This window comes from Pseudochelatococcus lubricantis, from assembly GCF_042432495.1.
Classification (GTDB): Bacteria; Pseudomonadota; Alphaproteobacteria; order Rhizobiales; family Beijerinckiaceae; genus Pseudochelatococcus; species Pseudochelatococcus lubricantis.
Window position 1 is genome coordinate 559914 of record NZ_JBHLXC010000002.1, and the last position, 15958, is coordinate 575871.

Here is a 15958-nt window from a genome sequence, read left to right on the forward strand (position 1 = left end):
CCGGGTTGTTGTTCTAAGGAGAACAAATTTTATGCACTATCCGTATAGCAAACCTGCCCGTTCCGGGCAAGCATTTTCCGCGCACGATATCGCGCGGGCGTTGGGCGGGGAGGCGCGGGGCAATAACGCCGTTGTCCCTGGCCCAGGCCATAGCAGGAAGGACCGATCGCTGTCCGTCACGATTAGCGCCAGCGATCCAGACGGCTTCGTCGTAAAGAGCCATTGCAACGACGACTGGCGCGAGTGCCGTGACTACGTTCGCGCTGCGCTCGGGTTGACGCCGTGGAGACCGGGGCAGGGCCGCGAAGATGAGAGGCCACGGGAGCGGCGGAGACCAGTTCCTTCCCCGGAGCCGAATCGAAATCAGAAGCGGGCGCTCGACATCTGGTCAGAAGCCATTCCGATCCGGGGCACCTTGGCGGCCTCCTATTTGCGCAGCCGCGCCGTCGTTCTTGACGACGACGATCTTGCGCATGGGGCGCTGCGCTTCCATCCGTCTGTCTTCACGTCCGGCGGCGACAGGCACCCGGCAATGATTGCGCTCTACCGCGACATTTTCACGGATGCGCCGGCTGCGATCCAGAAGACCTATCTGTCGCCGCTCGCGGAGAAGATCGACCGTGAAATGTTCGGGCCAGTGAAGGGTGCGGCGATCAAGCTGGACCCTGACGCCGAGGTGACGGGCGGCATTACCGTCGCGGAGGGGTGCGAAACGGCGCTGAGCGGGCGCGTCCTTGGACATCGGCCCGCGTGGGCGCTGGGTAGCGCGGGGATGCTGGGGGCGTTCCCGGTGCTCCACGAGGCCATCGAGGCGATCACGATCCTGGGTGAGACAGACGACAACGGCGCGAACGCCAAAGCGTGCGACGAACTGGCTGATCGCTGGCTGGCGGCGGGGCGGGAGGTTGTCGAGGAAGTTCCCAACATTCGCGGCGACATGAACGACGTGCTGAAGGGGGCGGCAAAATGGTGACAATCGACCTAGAGAAAGCCAAAGCCTCCTACACGCATAGGAAGCGGGAACTGCCGTCGACCGCGCTGCCGCTGCTGCCCGAAGTCCCGGACCCGGCTCCGTTCCCTATGGAGGCGCTGGGGCCGTTGCAGGCGGCTGCTGAGGCTATAGCACGTAAGGTTCAGGTTCCGCATGCAATGGCGGCGAACAGCGTGCTGGCGGCTGCCGCGCTGGCTGCACAGGCGCATGCCGACGTTGACATCCCGGACGAGCGGCCGAAGCCGCTATCGCTGTTCTTCATCACCGTCGCGGAATCTGGCGACCGCAAAAGCGGCGCGGATCACGAGGCGCTTGCCGGCATCAACGACTTTGAAGCCGATCTGCGCACCGAGCACAAAAATGAAAAGATGGGCGCGGACGCGCGCCGTGAGGCATGGGCAGCTGCACGGCGGAAAATCATCGGTGACAAGAAAAAAGATGCGGCCGCTATGACAGCGGAGCTGATGGCGCTGGGGCCGGAGCCAGACGAGCCGCTGGATCCGTTCGTCGTCGCGTCCGATGTGAGCATCGACGGGCTGATAAAGAACATGCCGCGCTATCACGCGAGCCTCGGACTGTTCGGCGACGAAGGAGCTGTTTTTTTCGGCGGATACTCCATGTCGAAGGACCATGCGGGGCGATCCGGCGGGTTGTTGTCGAAGGCATGGGATGGAGCGGCGCTGAAGCGAATCAGGGCGGACAAGGACGAGCGCACTACCATCGCGTCCGGCCGCCGCCTTTCGTGTCACCTCATGGCGCAGCCGGCGGCCACGTTGGCCTTCATCAACAACCCTACGCTGCGAGATCAAGGGCTAACGGCGCGGTTCCTGATCGCCTACCCTCGCTCCCTGGCCGGCACCCGAATGCGGCAGGAACCTCTACAGGATGATCTGGCGGCGATCGGCAGTTTGCGGATAAGGCTGCGGCGGATGATGGAGGCCGGCTGGCCGCTCGCGGAGGGTGCGCGTAACCAGCTGGCGCCGCCGGCGCTACGGATGAGCGACCAGGCGAAATCGGCGTGGGAGACCTTTTCCAACGAGATCGAGCGCGAGCTGGATGATGGCGGCGGGCTGCGACCGATCAAGCCGCTGGTGTGCAAGGCGGCGGAGATGGCTGCACGCTTGGCCGGGGTACTGACCGTGTACGATGCATTCGTGTCGCAAGCCGGCGACCTCGGGAGCATCGAGATCAGCGCGGCGATGATGGAGAAGGCCATAACCATCCTGCATTGGTACATCGACGAGGCATTGCGGCTGCTGGGCGAGAGCGTCGCGGACGAGAATATCAAGAAGGCCGCCGAGCTGAGCCAGTGGGCGCTGAAGCGGGGGGCGTTCAACATCCGTGACGTGATGCGCTCGGGGCCTGCGAGCTGTCGCGGCTCAAAGGAGTTGGCGGACAAGCTGTCGAAAATCCTGATCGATCACGGGCATATCGAGGAATGTCCCGACCGGAAGGGCTTCTATCGGAAGGCCAGTGCGACAGCGGATTAATGCTGCGACAGGAAAACCGTTATTTTTCAATGCTCAAAGAAAAGTGTCGCAAGCTGTCGCAAATCAAATTGCGACAGTTTTTTCTTTTTATATCAGCGTGTTATGCCATTTGTCGCAATGTCGCAGGGTTTTAAGCTCGCGCTATCTGTCGCAAGTGTCGCTTAAGTCCAATTTTAAATAATAATACATATTATTTATGTATATTAATTATATATACAACCGAGAATGCGAAATAGGCCCTTTCTTCACGGCTTGCTGACATGGCGCTGACACGGCAAGAGGTGAGGCATTTAACGTATCAGCTAAGTGATTGATTTGAATGGTACAGCTGGCCCGGTTCGAACGGGCGACCTCTTGATCCACAATCAAGCGCTCTAACCAACTGAGCTACAGCTGCACGGTGCTGCCGGAGGCAGGTCTTCTACCGTCAGAACGGTATTGCATCCCGCAAACGGAAACCGCAGCGGCCCGTTTGGAGAATCAGACGCCACTACATAGCGGCTTCGCGCGATTGATGCAAGAACCGCGACACATTGTCGGCGCATCGAGTCCACAGGGGTCTCGTGAGGGAACGGCAGACGGGCGTCCGTGAATGCCCGTCGCGTCTCAAATGCCGCATGGCGGCCCGGGAAGCCGGGCGCCGCGATCAGGACCGGTCGTTGGACTTGGACTGCCGCGCCTGGACCTGGCTGAAGGCCTCGCTCAGCAGCCGGTTAGACGTCTGCGCGATATCCTTCAACTGGCTCGACGTGGACTCAAACTGGCGACGCAGTTCCCGCGTCTGCAGCTCCACAGCCTCGGCGAGCGAACTGACAGTCAGGAGCTGGCGCCAGAGGTCGAGCGTGCCGTCCGTTTGGCTGCGCACGAGATCGAACATCTTGCTGTTCAGTTCCGTGACGCCGCGCGAGGCGAGCGAGACGCCGGTCGAGAAATTCTTCGTCCACAGCTCGCTCTGCTCATGCAGACTGCTGTAGCCCTGGCGCGCGTAGCGCAGGCCGACCTGCGTCGTGGTCGAAACAGCGGTGATGGTGGCGGGGGCAGCCTGTGCGACCGCGCTTTCCACGACGGACGCCGGCGTCGTTTCCGCAGCCGCCGGCGCTGCGGCGGGCTGCACGTCCGGTGCCGCCGGAGCGACCGTTGCCGTCACGACCGGAGCCTCCTCCTTGGGGGCAACCGGCGCCGCAGGGGTGCGCGGAGGCGCGAGCGGCTTGTCGAACAGTCCTGGAGCAGCAGGCGCCGCGCTCGCAGCCGGTGCGGCGACCTTGCGGGGGGCAGGCTGCTCGGCGGGTTCGGCTGGCTGGGACGGCTTGGCGGCCTCAGCAGTTTCAGCTGGCTTGGCGGGCTCGACCGGCGTTGCCGTCTCTACGGGCTTTGCAGCCTCGACAGGCTTTGCGACCTCGACAGGCTTTGCGACCTCGACAGGCTTTGCGACCTCGGCGGGCTTGGCGGTCTCAACAGGCTTCGCAGCCTCGATGGTCTCGACAGGCTTGGCGGCTTCAGCGGGCTTCACCGCCTCAGGCTGGGCCGGCGCGGATTTGGCGGGCTCCGGCTTGGTTTCGGTCGCCGGGCTGTCTGCCTTGGCGGGGGCTTCCTTGGCAGGAGCTTCAGCGGGCTTTACGGCTGCAGCCGGGGCGGCCTTGACGGACGGAGAAGGCGTGGCCACGGGAGCGGTGGCCTGTCTGGGGGCCGGGGCAGCAGCGGGAGCCGATGCTGCTTGGGGAGCCGATGCTGCCTGCGTCTTGTCTGCGGCGGTGGCGGCGGGCTGCGCAGTCGTATCCGTAACGCTCACGTCCTCGGCCGTCGTCGTGCTTTTCGCGGAAGTTGTCCTTCTTCTTCCGCCTGCCGGAGTGCCGGTTACCTTACGTGTCGTCATGGAAATTCTGCTCCGTCTCTATATCACTGGACCTGATACCCGAACTGTTCTCGCCTGAACGGACGCCTGTACTGCCGGAAACCGCGCCACGTATCATGCCAGTCAGCGGTAGCATCGGACAAGGGGCTGCTGCGGCGCAGTAAGGTCGCGGCCGGGACAGTCGCCCCGCGCCGCAGTGCAATCCGGCATCACGTCGGGCAACCGGCCGCATGGTTGCGGCCGGTCTCGCGTATGTCACGCGCCGGTCTTGGTCGCGTCCTTGGCGGCCTGCGCGGCTTCCTTGGCGGCTTCGGTCGCGTTCTGGGTGGCTTCCTTCACAGCGTTCTGGACCTGCTGCGTGGCTTCCGTGGCGGTCTTCTGCACGGTGGCGCCGAAGTCGCGGGCCTGCTCCTGAAGCGCAGCGAACTGGTTCTTCAGGTACTCGCTCTGGAACTGCGTCACTTCACGCAGGTCCTTGGCGCGGACGAGCTTCTCGGCGAGGTCGAAGGCAGCAGCGATGTTGCTCTCGGCGTAGGAAAGCGTGCGGCGGGCGACTTCGTGCGAGTTGAAGGGGACAGCCGTCGTCTGGTTCTCAAAGGTGGCGATCGCCTTGTGGGCAGCGCCGAGGAAGCCATCAAACGCCTTGCGGGCCTGGTCGACGCTCTTCTCAGCGAACTCACGCAGCTCGGCGGGGATCTCGTAGGTCGGGAGGTTGTTGCTCATCGTAATCTCCTTGGAAACGCTGGACGAAAGGGACATACACTGACGGATTGTGCACTGCAATGCATATATGCTGCATCGCAGCAATGCAAGGGGGCTTATTCCGTCAAACCTACATTTTGGCGTTCCTGACGCAACGTTAACGTTGATGCCGGATTGCGCCGGCAATCTACGCAGATTCCGTGACGCTCTGAGGACAAAGATATATTAACATTTTATTAGTCATATGTCGCGGTCCTAATGTGACAGTGAGGCGGGTGATTCGGATGTCGAGGCGACCGGACGCATCGAAGACAGGTATCTGGGGAGATCCCGCGCTTGCCGCGCTCGTGGAGCAGGAGGCGGCTGCGGTGCTGTGGTCGCTTGACGGCAACCGCGTCATTGGCGCCTCGGTTGGCACCGCCGGGCTCGCGCCCGCGTTGCGGGCGGCCGGCGGCGAGAATCTGCGCGGGCGCCTGCGCCGCATCGCGGCGGCGCTTTCCGCTGGCAGCGGGGTCCGGCTCGAACGCATCACGCTTCCGCAGGGCTACGGCATCGCCCGCCTGCTGCTCGAATGCCACCGCGTCGCCACGGGGGAGGGCGAGTTCCTGCTCACCATCCTGCGCGGGCCGTTGCCGCGCCTGCCGCGCGTGGTGGAGGACGGCTTCGTTCATCGCGGCCCGGACGACGGCGCAGCGATGCAAGCCGTCGCCGCACCATCCGCGCCGCGCGGCGGCGACATTGTTGAGGACGGGAACGCGGAGGCCGCTCGCCAAAGTGCGCTCGACCGCCTGCTCGTCTATGCCGGCAACCGGTCGACCGTGCGCTTCATCTGGGAGACGGACGCGCAGGGCAGGTTCGCGCGTGTCTCGCAGGAGCTTGCGGGGCTCGTGGGGCGGCAATCCGGCGACATCGAGGGGCGAAGCTGGCGCGATCTCGTGGCGGAAGGCATCGTCCACGATCCGGACGGCGTCGCGGCCGCCCTGTCGCACCACGATACATGGAGCGGCCGGGAGGTGCTGTGGCGCGTCGGTGACGACGTGGCCATACCGCTGCTGCCGGTGGAACTCGCCGGCATTCCGATGCACGATGCGAAGCGCCGCTTTCAGGGATTCCGCGGCTTCGGCCTCTGCCGCATCGCCCGCCTGCGCGATGCGGGAGGCGGCGCTGCCGCCCCGGCTGCGCCTGCCGCGCCGGCCGTCTCCGCTCCCGCCGCGCCGGCCGCTCCGGTCGCTCCGGTCGCCGAACCGATGATTGAGCCGGCCGAGGCGCCGCAGCGCTCGCGGCTGACGGACAGCGAGAAACAGGCGTTCCGCGATATCGCCCGCGCGCTGGGCATCTCCCGCATCGGCGACATTATGCCGCACGACGACCGGGAGCCTGACGGCGGCGCGGCCAGTGAGCCCGCGCCGGACATTCCCGCCGCCGGACGTCCCGAAACAGCGCCGCATGCTAAACCGGGACCGCGCCCCGTGGCGGATATCGTCACGCCGGCGGCGGCATTGCCGGCGGAAGCCCGCCCGGCTGTGCCGCGCGCGCTGGAAGAGGCAGGCGACGCGCATCGGGAAGCTGCAGCCGGCGTCATCCGGCCGGAAGACGCGGAGCAGGATTCCGTCGCCGTCTTCAGGCGAATCGCCGACCGCCTGCCGCTCGGCCTGCTGGTGACACGCGGCAGCTCGGTGCTGTTCGCGAGCCGTGGCCTGCTTGATCTGCTTGGCTATACGGATGCCGCCGCCTTCGCCGCAGCGGGGGGGTTGCAGGCGCTGTTCACGAACACGCCGGGCGGCGGAGATGCGCCGTTGGCGTTGCGCACTGCACAGGGCACGCCTCTTTCCGCCGACGCGCGCATGGTCAGCGTGCCATGGGAGGGCGGGCCGGCGACGCTGATGTCGTTCCGCCGCGCGCTCGAACCCCGCATGGAAGCGCACCTGCGCGATCTCGAACGCGAACTGCGCTATCAGGAATCGCGCGTGCGGGCGCTCGACACCATCCTCGACACGGCAACAGACGGCGTCGTCACGCTCGACGGCGCGGGCCGCCTGCTGTCGCTCAACCGCTCGGCGGAGGCGCTGTTCGGACGCGAGGAAACCGACGTGGTAGGCACGCCTCTGTGGCGACTGCTGACGGCGGAGAGCGTCGCCGGGGCGAAGGCCTATTTCGAGGGGCTGCGCGAGGGCGGACTCGCCAGCGTTCTCAACGACGGGCAACTGGTGACGGCGCGTGCGCGCGGCGGCGGCACCATCGAGCTGATGATGGTCATGGGCCGGCTCGCGCCGGACGTCGCGGACGCGCCGGCGACCCGCGACGGCGAGCGTTTCTTCGCCATCCTGCGCGATGTCAGCGGCGCTCCCCGGCGCGAAGACGCGCTGCCGGAGGCGGCCGGCGGAGAGGCGCAGGGCGGCCATGCCGCGTTTCTGGCGCGCGTCAGCCACGAAATCCGCACCCCGCTCAACGCCATCATCGGCTTTGCGGAGATCATGCTGGAGGAGCGGTTCGGCCCCGTCGGCTCGGAGCGCTACCGCGAATACCTGCGAGACATCCACGCCTCCGGCGGACAGGTGATCAGCCTCGTCAACGATCTTCTCGACCTGGCGCGGATCGAGGCCGGGCGGCTGGAGCTTGCACCCTCCCTCGTTTCCCTCAACGACGTGGTGTCGGGCTGCGTCGGGTTGCTGATGCCACAGGCAGGGCGACAGCAGGTGGTGCTGCGCACCAGCCTCGCGCGCGCGCTGCCGCCGGTCAGTATCGATGAGCGTGCGCTGCAGCAGATCATTCTCAACCTGCTGTCGAACGCGGTGAAGTTCACGGACGCGGGCGGGCAGGTCATCGTTTCCACTGCGCGCGCGGATGACGGCGGCGCGACGCTGCGCATCCGCGACACCGGCATCGGCATGACACGCGCGCAGGTATCGGCAGCGCTGGAACCCTTCGCGCAGCTCACCACGACGCGGCTCGGCCACGGCACGGGCACCGGCCTCGGCCTGCCGCTGACGCGCGCGTTGGTGGAGGCAAGCGGCGGGCGCTTCCACATTTCGAGCGCCCTGCACGAAGGCACGATGGTCGAGATCGCCTTTTCCGCCGCCTCGCCTTTCGCCGCTGGTCAGGAGAGCGTCAGGCCGTCATCCCAGTAGGGCGTCGGGCCGAACAGCGCGGCGAGATGGTCCACGAACACCCGCACCTTCTGCTCCAGATGGCGGCGGCTGGGATAGACCGCGTACACCGCGACGCGGTTGGAAGCGCCGTAGCCGGGCAGCACGGCGCGCAACTGGCCGCTGCGCAGCTCCGGCCCGATGTCCCACGTCGAGCGCAGGGCAATGCCCATGCCCGCGATCACCGCCTCGCGCACCACCTCGCTCGAATTCGTGCGCAGCGGCGCGTTGATGCGCACGACATGCTGCCCGTGCGGCCCTTCGAGCCGCCAGTGATCGCTGTTGTGCGCGATGAGCGTGTGCTGGGGCAGGTCGTCGACGGATTGGGGAACGCCAGTGCGCTCCAGATAGGCGGGGGCGGCGACGAGCAGGCGATGGTTGGGGGCAAGCCTGCGGGCAACGAGGCTGGAATCGGCGAGATCGGCAATGCGCACCGCGACGTCATAGCCTTCCCCGACGAGATCGATGAACTCGTCCGACAGGTTCAGATCGACGGTCAGATTCGGGTGGCGCCGCAAAAACGGCAGCAGGCGCGGCGCGATGTGCAGGCGGCCGAAGGAGGTGGGCGCGGAAACCTTCAGCACGCCGCGCACCTCGGCGCTGCCGCGCGCCACCCAGGCCTCGGCCTCCTCCACGCTGGCCAGAATGGCGACGGCGCGTTCGTAAAGGCCCTGCCCCGCCTCGGTCAGTGTGATCTGGCGCGTGGTGCGCTGCAGCAGGCGCACGCCCAGCCGCTCCTCCAGCCGGCGGATGCGCTTGGAAATGACGGCCGTCGACAGCCCCATCTCCCGCCCCGCAGCCGACATGCTCCGGGCCGTCACCACCTGCGCGAAGACATCGAGATCGCCCATCCTGTCCATGACCGCCGACTATGGCCGATTGTTGCCCTTATGGCAACAGTGCCGACTTATTGGAGGCGATACGGCAACAGCGGCTACCGCCGCGCTTCGCGATATCCTCGATAATGAAGATGGCGTCCGCTCTATTTATAAGGAGCATGCCCTCTCACCGCCTCTCCCGGAAGAAGGTGCGCAGCATGTCCGCCGCCTCCTGCGCGCGGATGCCGCCGTAGACGTCAGGCGCGTGGTGGCAGGTGTCCGCGTGAAAGAAGCGCACGCCGTTGTCGACCGCGCCGCCCTTCGGGTCCTCCGCCCCGTAGTAGAGCCGGCGGATGCGGGCGAACGAGATCGCCGCCGCGCACATCGGGCAAGGCTCCAGCGTCACATAGAGGTCGCAGCCCGGCAGGCGGTCGCTGCCGAGCCGCAGGCACGCCGCGCGGATGGCCAGCATCTCGGCATGGGCGGTGGGGTCGTTGTCGGTGCGGGTGCGGTTGCCGGCGCGCGCGATGACGATGCCGTCGCAGACCACGGCCGCGCCGACGGGCACCTCGCCGGCAAGCGCGGCGCGGCGCGCCTCGTCGAAGGCGATGGACATCGGGTCGTCCGGCGGGAGGGCGGAATGCGGTGGCATTGTGACGGCAGCAGTCTCCGGCATTGAAATATTTCGCGCGAGAGCGCGGATATTATGCGTCGATCCTCTCGCGTCAATGCATCCGTTCTGATATGAGCAAGCAATGACCAATAAATGGAAAGACGAGCGTCGCCCCGCTCGGCGGCCGGGCGGCGATACCGCGCGGTCGTCAAAAGGTGTCAGAAAATTCAGTGCCCCGCGCAAGTTCGCCGGCCCCCAGGGCGAGGGCGAGCGCCCCCGCGCGGGCTATGGCAAGCCGCGCCCCGGCGGCGCGGGTAAGGAAGAAAAGCGTAAGGACGGGATGCGCGGGGGCGGCGAGCGGCCGGAGCGGCCCGCGCGCCGCTTCGCCGATGTCGGCGGCCCCGATGCCCGCAAGCCGCGCGCCGTTGAGCAGCGCCGCGAACCCGTCGCCGTGACGTCCGGCCCGGAGCGCATCGCCAAGGTGATGGCGCGGGCGGGCGTCGCCTCGCGCCGCGATGCCGAGGTGATGATCGCGGAAGGCCGGGTGTCCGTGAACGGCAAGGTCATCGACACGCCCGCGACATTGGTCGGCCCGGCCGACCGGGTGTTGATCGATGGCGCGCCGATGCCGGCGCGTGAGCGCACGCGCCTGTGGCTGTTCCACAAACCGCGCGGCCTCGTCACCACGGCCCGCGATCCGGAAGGTCGCCCGACGGTGTTCGACAGCCTGCCGGCGGACCTGCCGCGCGTTGTGGCCGTGGGCCGGCTGGACATCAACACCGAGGGCCTGCTGCTGCTCACCAACGACGGCGGCCTCGCGCGCGTGCTGGCGCATCCCGATACCGCGTGGCTGCGCCGCTACCGTGTGCGCGCCTACGGCGCCGTGGATCAGGCGCAACTCGACGCGCTGCGCGAAGGCATCACCATCGACGGTATGCATTACGGCCCGGTCGAGGCCGCGATCCAGCGCGCTCAGGGCGACAACGTCTGGCTGACGCTCGGCCTGCGCGAGGGCAAGAACCGCGAGGTCAAGCGCATCCTCGAACATCTCGGCTTGCGCGTGAACCGCCTGATCCGCGTTTCCTTCGGCCCCTTCCAGCTCGGCGATCTGGGCGAGGGCGCGTTGGAGGAAGTGCGCACCCGCATCCTCAAGGACCAGCTCGGCGAAGCGCTGGCACGCGAGGCGGGGGTCGATTTCGAGACCGGCCTTGCCCAGGCTGACGAGTTGCCCGCGCGCCAGCCCTCCGCACGTCCGCTGTCCGCACGAACGGACGCGGTGCCCGCGCGCGAAGGCCGCTTCCGCTCGCGCGAGGATTTTCTCGCCCGGGGACCGCGTGCTGCCGCTGCGCCCGCGCCCGCCTACAAGCGCGAGGCCTACGAGCAGCGTTCCAAGGAACGTGCCGTCTGGCGCGATGAAGAGACCGAGGCCGTGCGCCCCAAGGGCACACGGGTGCCCCGCCGCGGCGCGGACGCACGCGAGTCGCGCGCCCTCAGCGGAGAGCGCGAGCACGTTCGCGCTGGCGCGATCACCGATCCGGGCGGCCGTACGGTCAAGGTCGAACGGCTGGTACCGATGCCGAAGCTCGCCGAGCGGTCGGCCCGCAAGGTCAGGCCCGACCTGCCGGATGAGGCGCGCGAGGGCGGCTTCAGAAAGCGGGATGGCTTCGACAGGCGCGGTCCTGCGAGCGCTGACTCCCAGCGTCCCGCCCGGCGGTTCGGACGGGACGAGCAGGGCGATGAGCGGCGCACTTTCGCCGACCGCGCCAATCGTCCGGCCGGTCGCCCCGACGAAGGCTTCCGACGGGATCGCGACGACCGCCCGCGCGGCGACAAGCCGGGCTTCCGGCCGCATGGTGACAGACCCCAGGGCGACCGGCCGTCTGGTGATCGTCCGCATGGCAAGAGTTTTCGTGACGGAGGTTTCGGCGGCGATCGCCCGCGCGGCGACCGGCCGGGTTTCCGGCCGCATGGTGACAGGCCCCAGGGCGACCGGCCGTCTGGTGATCGTCCGCATGGCAAGAGTTTCCGTGACGAAGGTTTCGGCGGCGATCGCCCGCGCGGCGACCGGCCGGGTTTCCGGCCGCATGGTGACAGGCCCCAGGGCGACCGGCCGTCTGGCGATCGTCCGCGTGGCAAGAGTTTTCGTGACGGAGGTTTTGGCGGCGATCGCCCGCGCGGCGACCGGCCGGGTTTCCGGCCGCATGGTGACAGGTCCCAGGGCGACCGGCCGTCTGACGATCGTCCGCGTGGCAAGAGTTTTCGTGATGAAGGTTTCCGCGGGGATCGCCCGTCCGGCGAGAAGAGGCCGGAGCGGAAATTCGCCGGCAAATCGTTTGAGAAAAAGCCGTTTCGTGGCCAAGCGGCGGATGATAGCCAGTCACGCGGCAGGCGGGATTTCGGTGGGCGTGATCGCTTCGCCGGCAAACCGCCGTCGGGAAAGTCGTTCGGCGGCAAACCTTCCGGTTCGCGTCCAGGCGGCTCGCGTCCGCCGCGCAAGTCCTAAATGCTTGAGTGACGGAGGCAGCGGTTGCGTATCGTCGCAGGCCGTTTCAAGGGCCGCGCCCTGACCACGCCGAAGTCGGACGCCATCCGTCCGACGTCGGATCGCGTGCGCGAAACCATCTTCAATGTGCTGGCGCACGCCTATGGCGATCCCGTGACCGGCGCGCGGGTGCTGGACCTGTTCGCCGGCACGGGCGCGATGGCGCTGGAGGCCATCTCGCGCGGTGCGGCCTTCGCGCTGCTGGTCGATGACGGCGCGGAAGCGCGCGCCGTCATCCGCACCAATACGGATGCGCTGGGCGTCGGCGGCCTGACGCGCATCTACCGGCGCGATGCGACAAAGCTCGGCGAGGCAAAGCCGCTGGAACCGTTCTCCCTGGTGTTCTGCGATCCGCCCTACGGCCGCGGACTGGCGGAGAAAGCGCTCACCGCTGCCCGCGAAGGCGGCTGGCTCACCGACGACGCGCTCGTGGTGGTGGAAGAGGCGAGCGATGCCGCCTTCGTCTTTCCCGAAGGTTTCGAGAAGCTGGAAACCCGCGACTACGGCGACACGCGCTTGTCCGTCGGGCGCAGGGTGCTTTCAACTGCGCCCGAACAGGCGCTCGATGTCGGATAGTTTGAGTTCGACGTACGTCGGGCGGCCGTGGTTGCATTGGCCAGAGAAGGGGGTCGCCTCCATCTCGCGCAGCAGGGCGTTCATTTCATCGGGGCGCAGCCGCCGGCCCGAACGCACGGAGCCGTGGCAGGCCATGGTCGCGAGGACATGGTCGAGCCGTTCGTCGAGTGCGCGGGCATCGCCCCATTCGGTCAGCGTGTCGGCGACGTCCCGCACCAGTGCCCGGATGTCGCCGCCCACGAGCGCTGCCGGCACCTCCTGCACGGCGACCGCCCCCGCACCGAAGCCCTCGACGACAAGGCCGAGCGCCGCGAGCGTGTCGCCATGGGCGAGCAGCCGGTCGGCCTCGGACGGGTCGAGTTCCACGATTTCCGGAATAAGCACGAGTTGCCGCGCGATGCCGCTGGCGGCGCGCTCGCGCTTCAGCCGCTCGTACACCAGCCGCTCGTGAGCTGCGTGCTGGTCGACAATGACGATGCCGTCGCGCGTCTGGCTGATGATGTAGTTCTCGTGCACCTGCGCGCGGGCCGCGCCGAGAGGCTGCTCCACGGCTTCCGCCACGGCGGTGGTCTCGCTGGCGCGCGCATCCGCCGCTGGAGGGGCAAAGGCGTGAAACGCCGTTTGCGGGCTATCCGCGAAGCCAGTCGGCGCCTGCCAGTTGTCGAAGGTGGCGGGCGCGGGGCGGGCCCGCCCGCCGAAAACGGAGGAGGGGAAGGGCTGGCCGGTGTGGATGTGCAGATCCGGCTGCGGCGCGCCCTGCATCGGCGGGCTCATCGCTTCCGGTATGGACTGCGGCCGTAACGCCGCCAGCGTCCGCAAGCCGCCGGTGGTCGTTGCACGGTGGCCCGCGCCCGCAAGGGCCTGTTTGAGCGCGCCCACGATCAGCCCGCGCACCAGACCGGGGTCGCGGAAGCGCACTTCAGACTTGGCCGGATGCACGTTGACATCGACAAGGCGCGGATCGCAGGCGATGCGCAGCATCAGCGCCGGATGGCGGTCGCTGGGCAGGAAATCCATGTAGGCGGCACGCACCGCACCCAGTATCTGCTTGTCGCGCACCGGGCGGCCGTTGACGGTGGCGTGGATGTGCGTGGAGGTGCCGCGGTGATAGGTCGGCAGGCCGGCAAAGCCCGTCACCGCCACGCCCTCGCGCTCCGCGTCGATGGGGACGGCGTTGGGCGCGAACTCGGCGCCCAGAATGCGTGCGAGACGGCGCAGCAGCGCGGCCTCGTCGTCGCCTTCCGCCGGCAGGTCGACGGTGGAAAGGTGATCGCCCGCGACCGTGAAGCGCACCTGCGGATGCGCCAGCGCCAGCCTTTTCACGGCTTCGACCGCGGCCTGGGCCTCGGCGCGGTCGCTCTTCAGGAATTTCAGCCGTGCCGGAGTGGCGGAGAACAGGTCCGTCACCTCGATGCGCGTGCCACGGCCTGCCGGCGCCGGGCGGACGGACTCCTTGCGCCCGCCGTCCACCACGATGGCCCAGCCGTTGGGATCCGTCCCGTTGCGGGTGAGGATGGACAGGTGCGCCACAGCGCCGATGGACGGCAGCGCCTCGCCCCGGAAGCCGAGCGAGCGGATGTCGAACAGATCGCCCTCGGGCAGTTTGGAGGTCGCGTGGCGCTCCACCGCGAGATCGAGGTCGATGGCCGACATGCCGCAGCCATCGTCCGTGACGCGAATCAGCCGTTTGCCGCCCGCCTCCACGACCACCTCGATGGTGCGGGCGCCGGCATCAACCGCATTCTCGACCAGCTCCTTGATGGCGGCGGCTGGCCGCTCGATCACCTCGCCAGCGGCGATGCGATCGATCAGGACAGGTTCGAGACGGCGGACTGCCAAGCCAGCTGCGATGCCTGCTGCCATGCCATTCAGCTCCGCCGTCAGCCCCGGCCCTCGGCCAGATACTGCTTGGCGAGCACCTTCGCTTCCTCGACGGCCGGCTGGTCGAACGGATCGATGCCGAGCGCGAAGCCGGTGAGGATCGTCTCCAGCATGAACTGCGCGAGCAGCGCGCCAAGAGTGTACTCGTCGAGGCGCTGCAGGCGGATCTGGCGCACAGGCCGGCCGTTGGCCGCGAAAGTGTCCGTCATGGCAAGCCCTTGTGCAGCCACGAAATCGCCCACGTGCTTGCCGGCGAAACCGGCCTGGCCGGCGCGCGCGGCCAGTTCCGCGTCGATGAGCGGGCCCGTGCCCTTCACGTCGAGGGTGATGACCGTGAACAGCTTGTCGCGCGGCCCGTCGAGATAGAGCTGCTGCTGGCTGTGCTGATCGACGGGGCCGAGCGCGCCCACGGGCTGCGAGCCGAGGCCCTTCTTGCCCAGGCTCTCGGCCCAGAGCTGGATCCACCACTTGGCGAAGCGCTCCAGCCGGTCAGTATAGGCCATCAGCACGGCGATGCCCTTGCCTTCGAGATGGGCCGCGACATTGAGCGCCGCGCCGACCGCCGGCTGGATGGCATGCACGTCGCCATCCTTCAGCGAGGCGACGACCGCGCGCGCGCCGGCGCGAATGGCGTCGATATCGAGACCGAGAATGGCGGCGGGCAGCAGGCCGACGTTGCTCAGCACGGAATAGCGGCCACCAATGCCGGTGTGGTGGTCGAGGAACTGGACGCCCTCCGGCTCAAGCAGATCGCGCAGCGGATGCGCCTTGCCGTCCTTACGCGGTTCGGACAGGCCGAGGATGAGGCTTGCGGCGCGGTCGCGCAGCCCCGCCTCGTCCAGCTTCGCGAGCAGGGTGATCGCCTGGATCAGCGTCTCGCCCGTGCCGCCGGACTTGGAAACCGCCAGCACCCGTGTGGTATCGAGCGGCAGGCGCTCCAGCGTGATGCCGAAGGTAACGGGATCGAGGTTGTCGAAGAAATGCAGGCGCGGCTCGTCGCGCCGGCCGAGGCCCGGCACCTGATAGAACGCAAGCTGCGCCAGCGCCTGCGCGCCGAGGCTCGACCCGCCGGTGCCGAGCACGACGATGTCGGTGACGGGCGAGGCGCCCAGAAACCGCGTCGCCGCGCCGTGGATGGCGGGCAGGTCGTCGCTCCCGCCGGCGACGTCGACGAGCGGCAGCTCGCCCTTCTCTACAGCGGCGTTGAGGCGCGCGAGCGCGGTCCCTACGGCAGCGAAGGCCGCATCGATCGCCGTGTCCGGCAGGCCGTTACCGCCGATGCGGGAGGCGCGCGCCAGATCGATGGATTGCTGAAATGCGATGGTTCCCGACATAATTCCTCGCCCC

The 15958-nt window shown here is 67.8% G+C and carries 11 protein-coding genes and 1 tRNA gene; 5 read left to right on the forward strand and 7 right to left on the reverse strand.

The window, feature by feature from the left end:
- Positions 1-31: 31 nt before the first annotated feature.
- Entirely contained in the window at positions 32-973 is a 942-nt protein-coding gene (locus ACFFJ7_RS20985; protein ID WP_446686871.1) for a DUF7146 domain-containing protein, read from the forward strand.
- Positions 967-2481, forward strand: a complete 1515-nt coding sequence (locus tag ACFFJ7_RS05450; RefSeq protein WP_377591031.1) for a YfjI family protein — start codon at positions 967-969, stop codon at positions 2479-2481. The genes ACFFJ7_RS20985 and ACFFJ7_RS05450 overlap by 7 nt, the downstream gene beginning before the upstream one ends.
- A 320-nt stretch (positions 2482-2801) precedes the next feature.
- On the opposite strand, the gene ACFFJ7_RS05455 is transcribed toward ACFFJ7_RS05450, so the two are convergent.
- The 3 genes from ACFFJ7_RS05455 to ACFFJ7_RS05465 form a co-directional block, all read right to left on the reverse strand.
- Positions 2802-2878, reverse strand: a tRNA-His gene (locus ACFFJ7_RS05455).
- A gap of 249 nt (positions 2879-3127) precedes the next feature.
- Positions 3128-4144, reverse strand: coding sequence for a phasin family protein (locus ACFFJ7_RS05460; protein ID WP_377591033.1), 1017 nt, complete (start codon positions 4142-4144; stop codon positions 3128-3130).
- A gap of 444 nt (positions 4145-4588) precedes the next feature.
- Positions 4589-5056, reverse strand: coding sequence for a phasin (locus ACFFJ7_RS05465; protein ID WP_166947901.1), 468 nt, complete (start codon positions 5054-5056; stop codon positions 4589-4591).
- Positions 5057-5319: 263 nt separating this feature from the next.
- On the opposite strand from ACFFJ7_RS05465, the gene ACFFJ7_RS05470 reads away from it, so the two are divergent.
- On the forward strand, positions 5320-8163 hold the full coding sequence (locus ACFFJ7_RS05470) for an ATP-binding protein (RefSeq protein WP_377591036.1): 2844 nt from the start codon (positions 5320-5322) through the stop codon (positions 8161-8163).
- Here ACFFJ7_RS05470 and ACFFJ7_RS05475 read toward each other — a convergent pair.
- Positions 8133-9041, reverse strand: coding sequence for a LysR family transcriptional regulator (locus ACFFJ7_RS05475; RefSeq protein ID WP_377591038.1), 909 nt, complete (start codon positions 9039-9041; stop codon positions 8133-8135). The genes ACFFJ7_RS05470 and ACFFJ7_RS05475 overlap by 31 nt on opposite strands.
- 145 nt (positions 9042-9186) lie before the next feature.
- Complete coding sequence (locus ACFFJ7_RS05480) at positions 9187-9615, reverse strand: nucleoside deaminase (RefSeq protein WP_377591040.1); 429 nt, start codon at positions 9613-9615, stop codon at positions 9187-9189.
- Between the two features lie 139 nt (positions 9616-9754).
- Here ACFFJ7_RS05480 and ACFFJ7_RS05485 point away from each other — a divergent pair, with 139 nt between their 5' ends.
- Positions 9755-12115: a pseudouridine synthase gene (locus ACFFJ7_RS05485; RefSeq protein ID WP_377591042.1), complete on the forward strand. Its 2361-nt coding sequence runs from the start codon at positions 9755-9757 to the stop codon at positions 12113-12115.
- Positions 12116-12139: 24 nt separating this feature from the next.
- Positions 12140-12730 carry a 16S rRNA (guanine(966)-N(2))-methyltransferase RsmD gene (gene rsmD, locus ACFFJ7_RS05490; RefSeq protein ID WP_166947911.1) on the forward strand — a complete coding sequence of 197 codons (591 nt, stop codon included), beginning with the start codon at positions 12140-12142 and terminating at the stop codon, positions 12728-12730.
- On the opposite strand, the gene mutL is transcribed toward rsmD, so the two are convergent.
- Together mutL and ACFFJ7_RS05500 are read right to left on the reverse strand one after the other, a co-directional pair.
- Positions 12695-14593 carry a DNA mismatch repair endonuclease MutL gene (gene mutL, locus ACFFJ7_RS05495; RefSeq protein WP_377591044.1) on the reverse strand — a complete coding sequence of 633 codons (1899 nt, stop codon included), beginning with the start codon at positions 14591-14593 and terminating at the stop codon, positions 12695-12697. The two genes, rsmD and mutL, sit on opposite strands and share 36 nt — an antisense overlap.
- A 17-nt stretch (positions 14594-14610) precedes the next feature.
- Positions 14611-15945, reverse strand: coding sequence for a phosphoglucose isomerase-related protein (locus ACFFJ7_RS05500; RefSeq protein WP_377591046.1), 1335 nt, complete (start codon positions 15943-15945; stop codon positions 14611-14613).
- Positions 15946-15958: the final 13 nt, after the last annotated feature.

What these genes read in the sequence shown, in the direction of transcription:
- ACFFJ7_RS20985 (WP_446686871.1), top strand. Translation starts at nt 32, where the DNA reads ATGCACTATCCGTATAGCAAACCTGCCCGTTCCGGGCAAGCATTTTCC.
- ACFFJ7_RS05450 (WP_377591031.1), top strand. Translation starts at nt 967, where the DNA reads ATGGTGACAATCGACCTAGAGAAAGCCAAAGCCTCCTACACGCATAGG.
- ACFFJ7_RS05465 (WP_166947901.1), bottom strand. Translation starts at nt 5,056, where the DNA reads ATGAGCAACAACCTCCCGACCTACGAGATCCCCGCCGAGCTGCGTGAG.
- ACFFJ7_RS05470 (WP_377591036.1), top strand. Translation starts at nt 5,320, where the DNA reads ATGTCGAGGCGACCGGACGCATCGAAGACAGGTATCTGGGGAGATCCC.
- ACFFJ7_RS05475 (WP_377591038.1), bottom strand. Translation starts at nt 9,041, where the DNA reads ATGGACAGGATGGGCGATCTCGATGTCTTCGCGCAGGTGGTGACGGCC.
- ACFFJ7_RS05480 (WP_377591040.1), bottom strand. Translation starts at nt 9,615, where the DNA reads ATGTCCATCGCCTTCGACGAGGCGCGCCGCGCCGCGCTTGCCGGCGAG.
- ACFFJ7_RS05485 (WP_377591042.1), top strand. Translation starts at nt 9,755, where the DNA reads ATGACCAATAAATGGAAAGACGAGCGTCGCCCCGCTCGGCGGCCGGGC.
- mutL (WP_377591044.1), bottom strand. Translation starts at nt 14,593, where the DNA reads ATGGCAGCAGGCATCGCAGCTGGCTTGGCAGTCCGCCGTCTCGAACCT.
- ACFFJ7_RS05500 (WP_377591046.1), bottom strand. Translation starts at nt 15,945, where the DNA reads ATGTCGGGAACCATCGCATTTCAGCAATCCATCGATCTGGCGCGCGCC.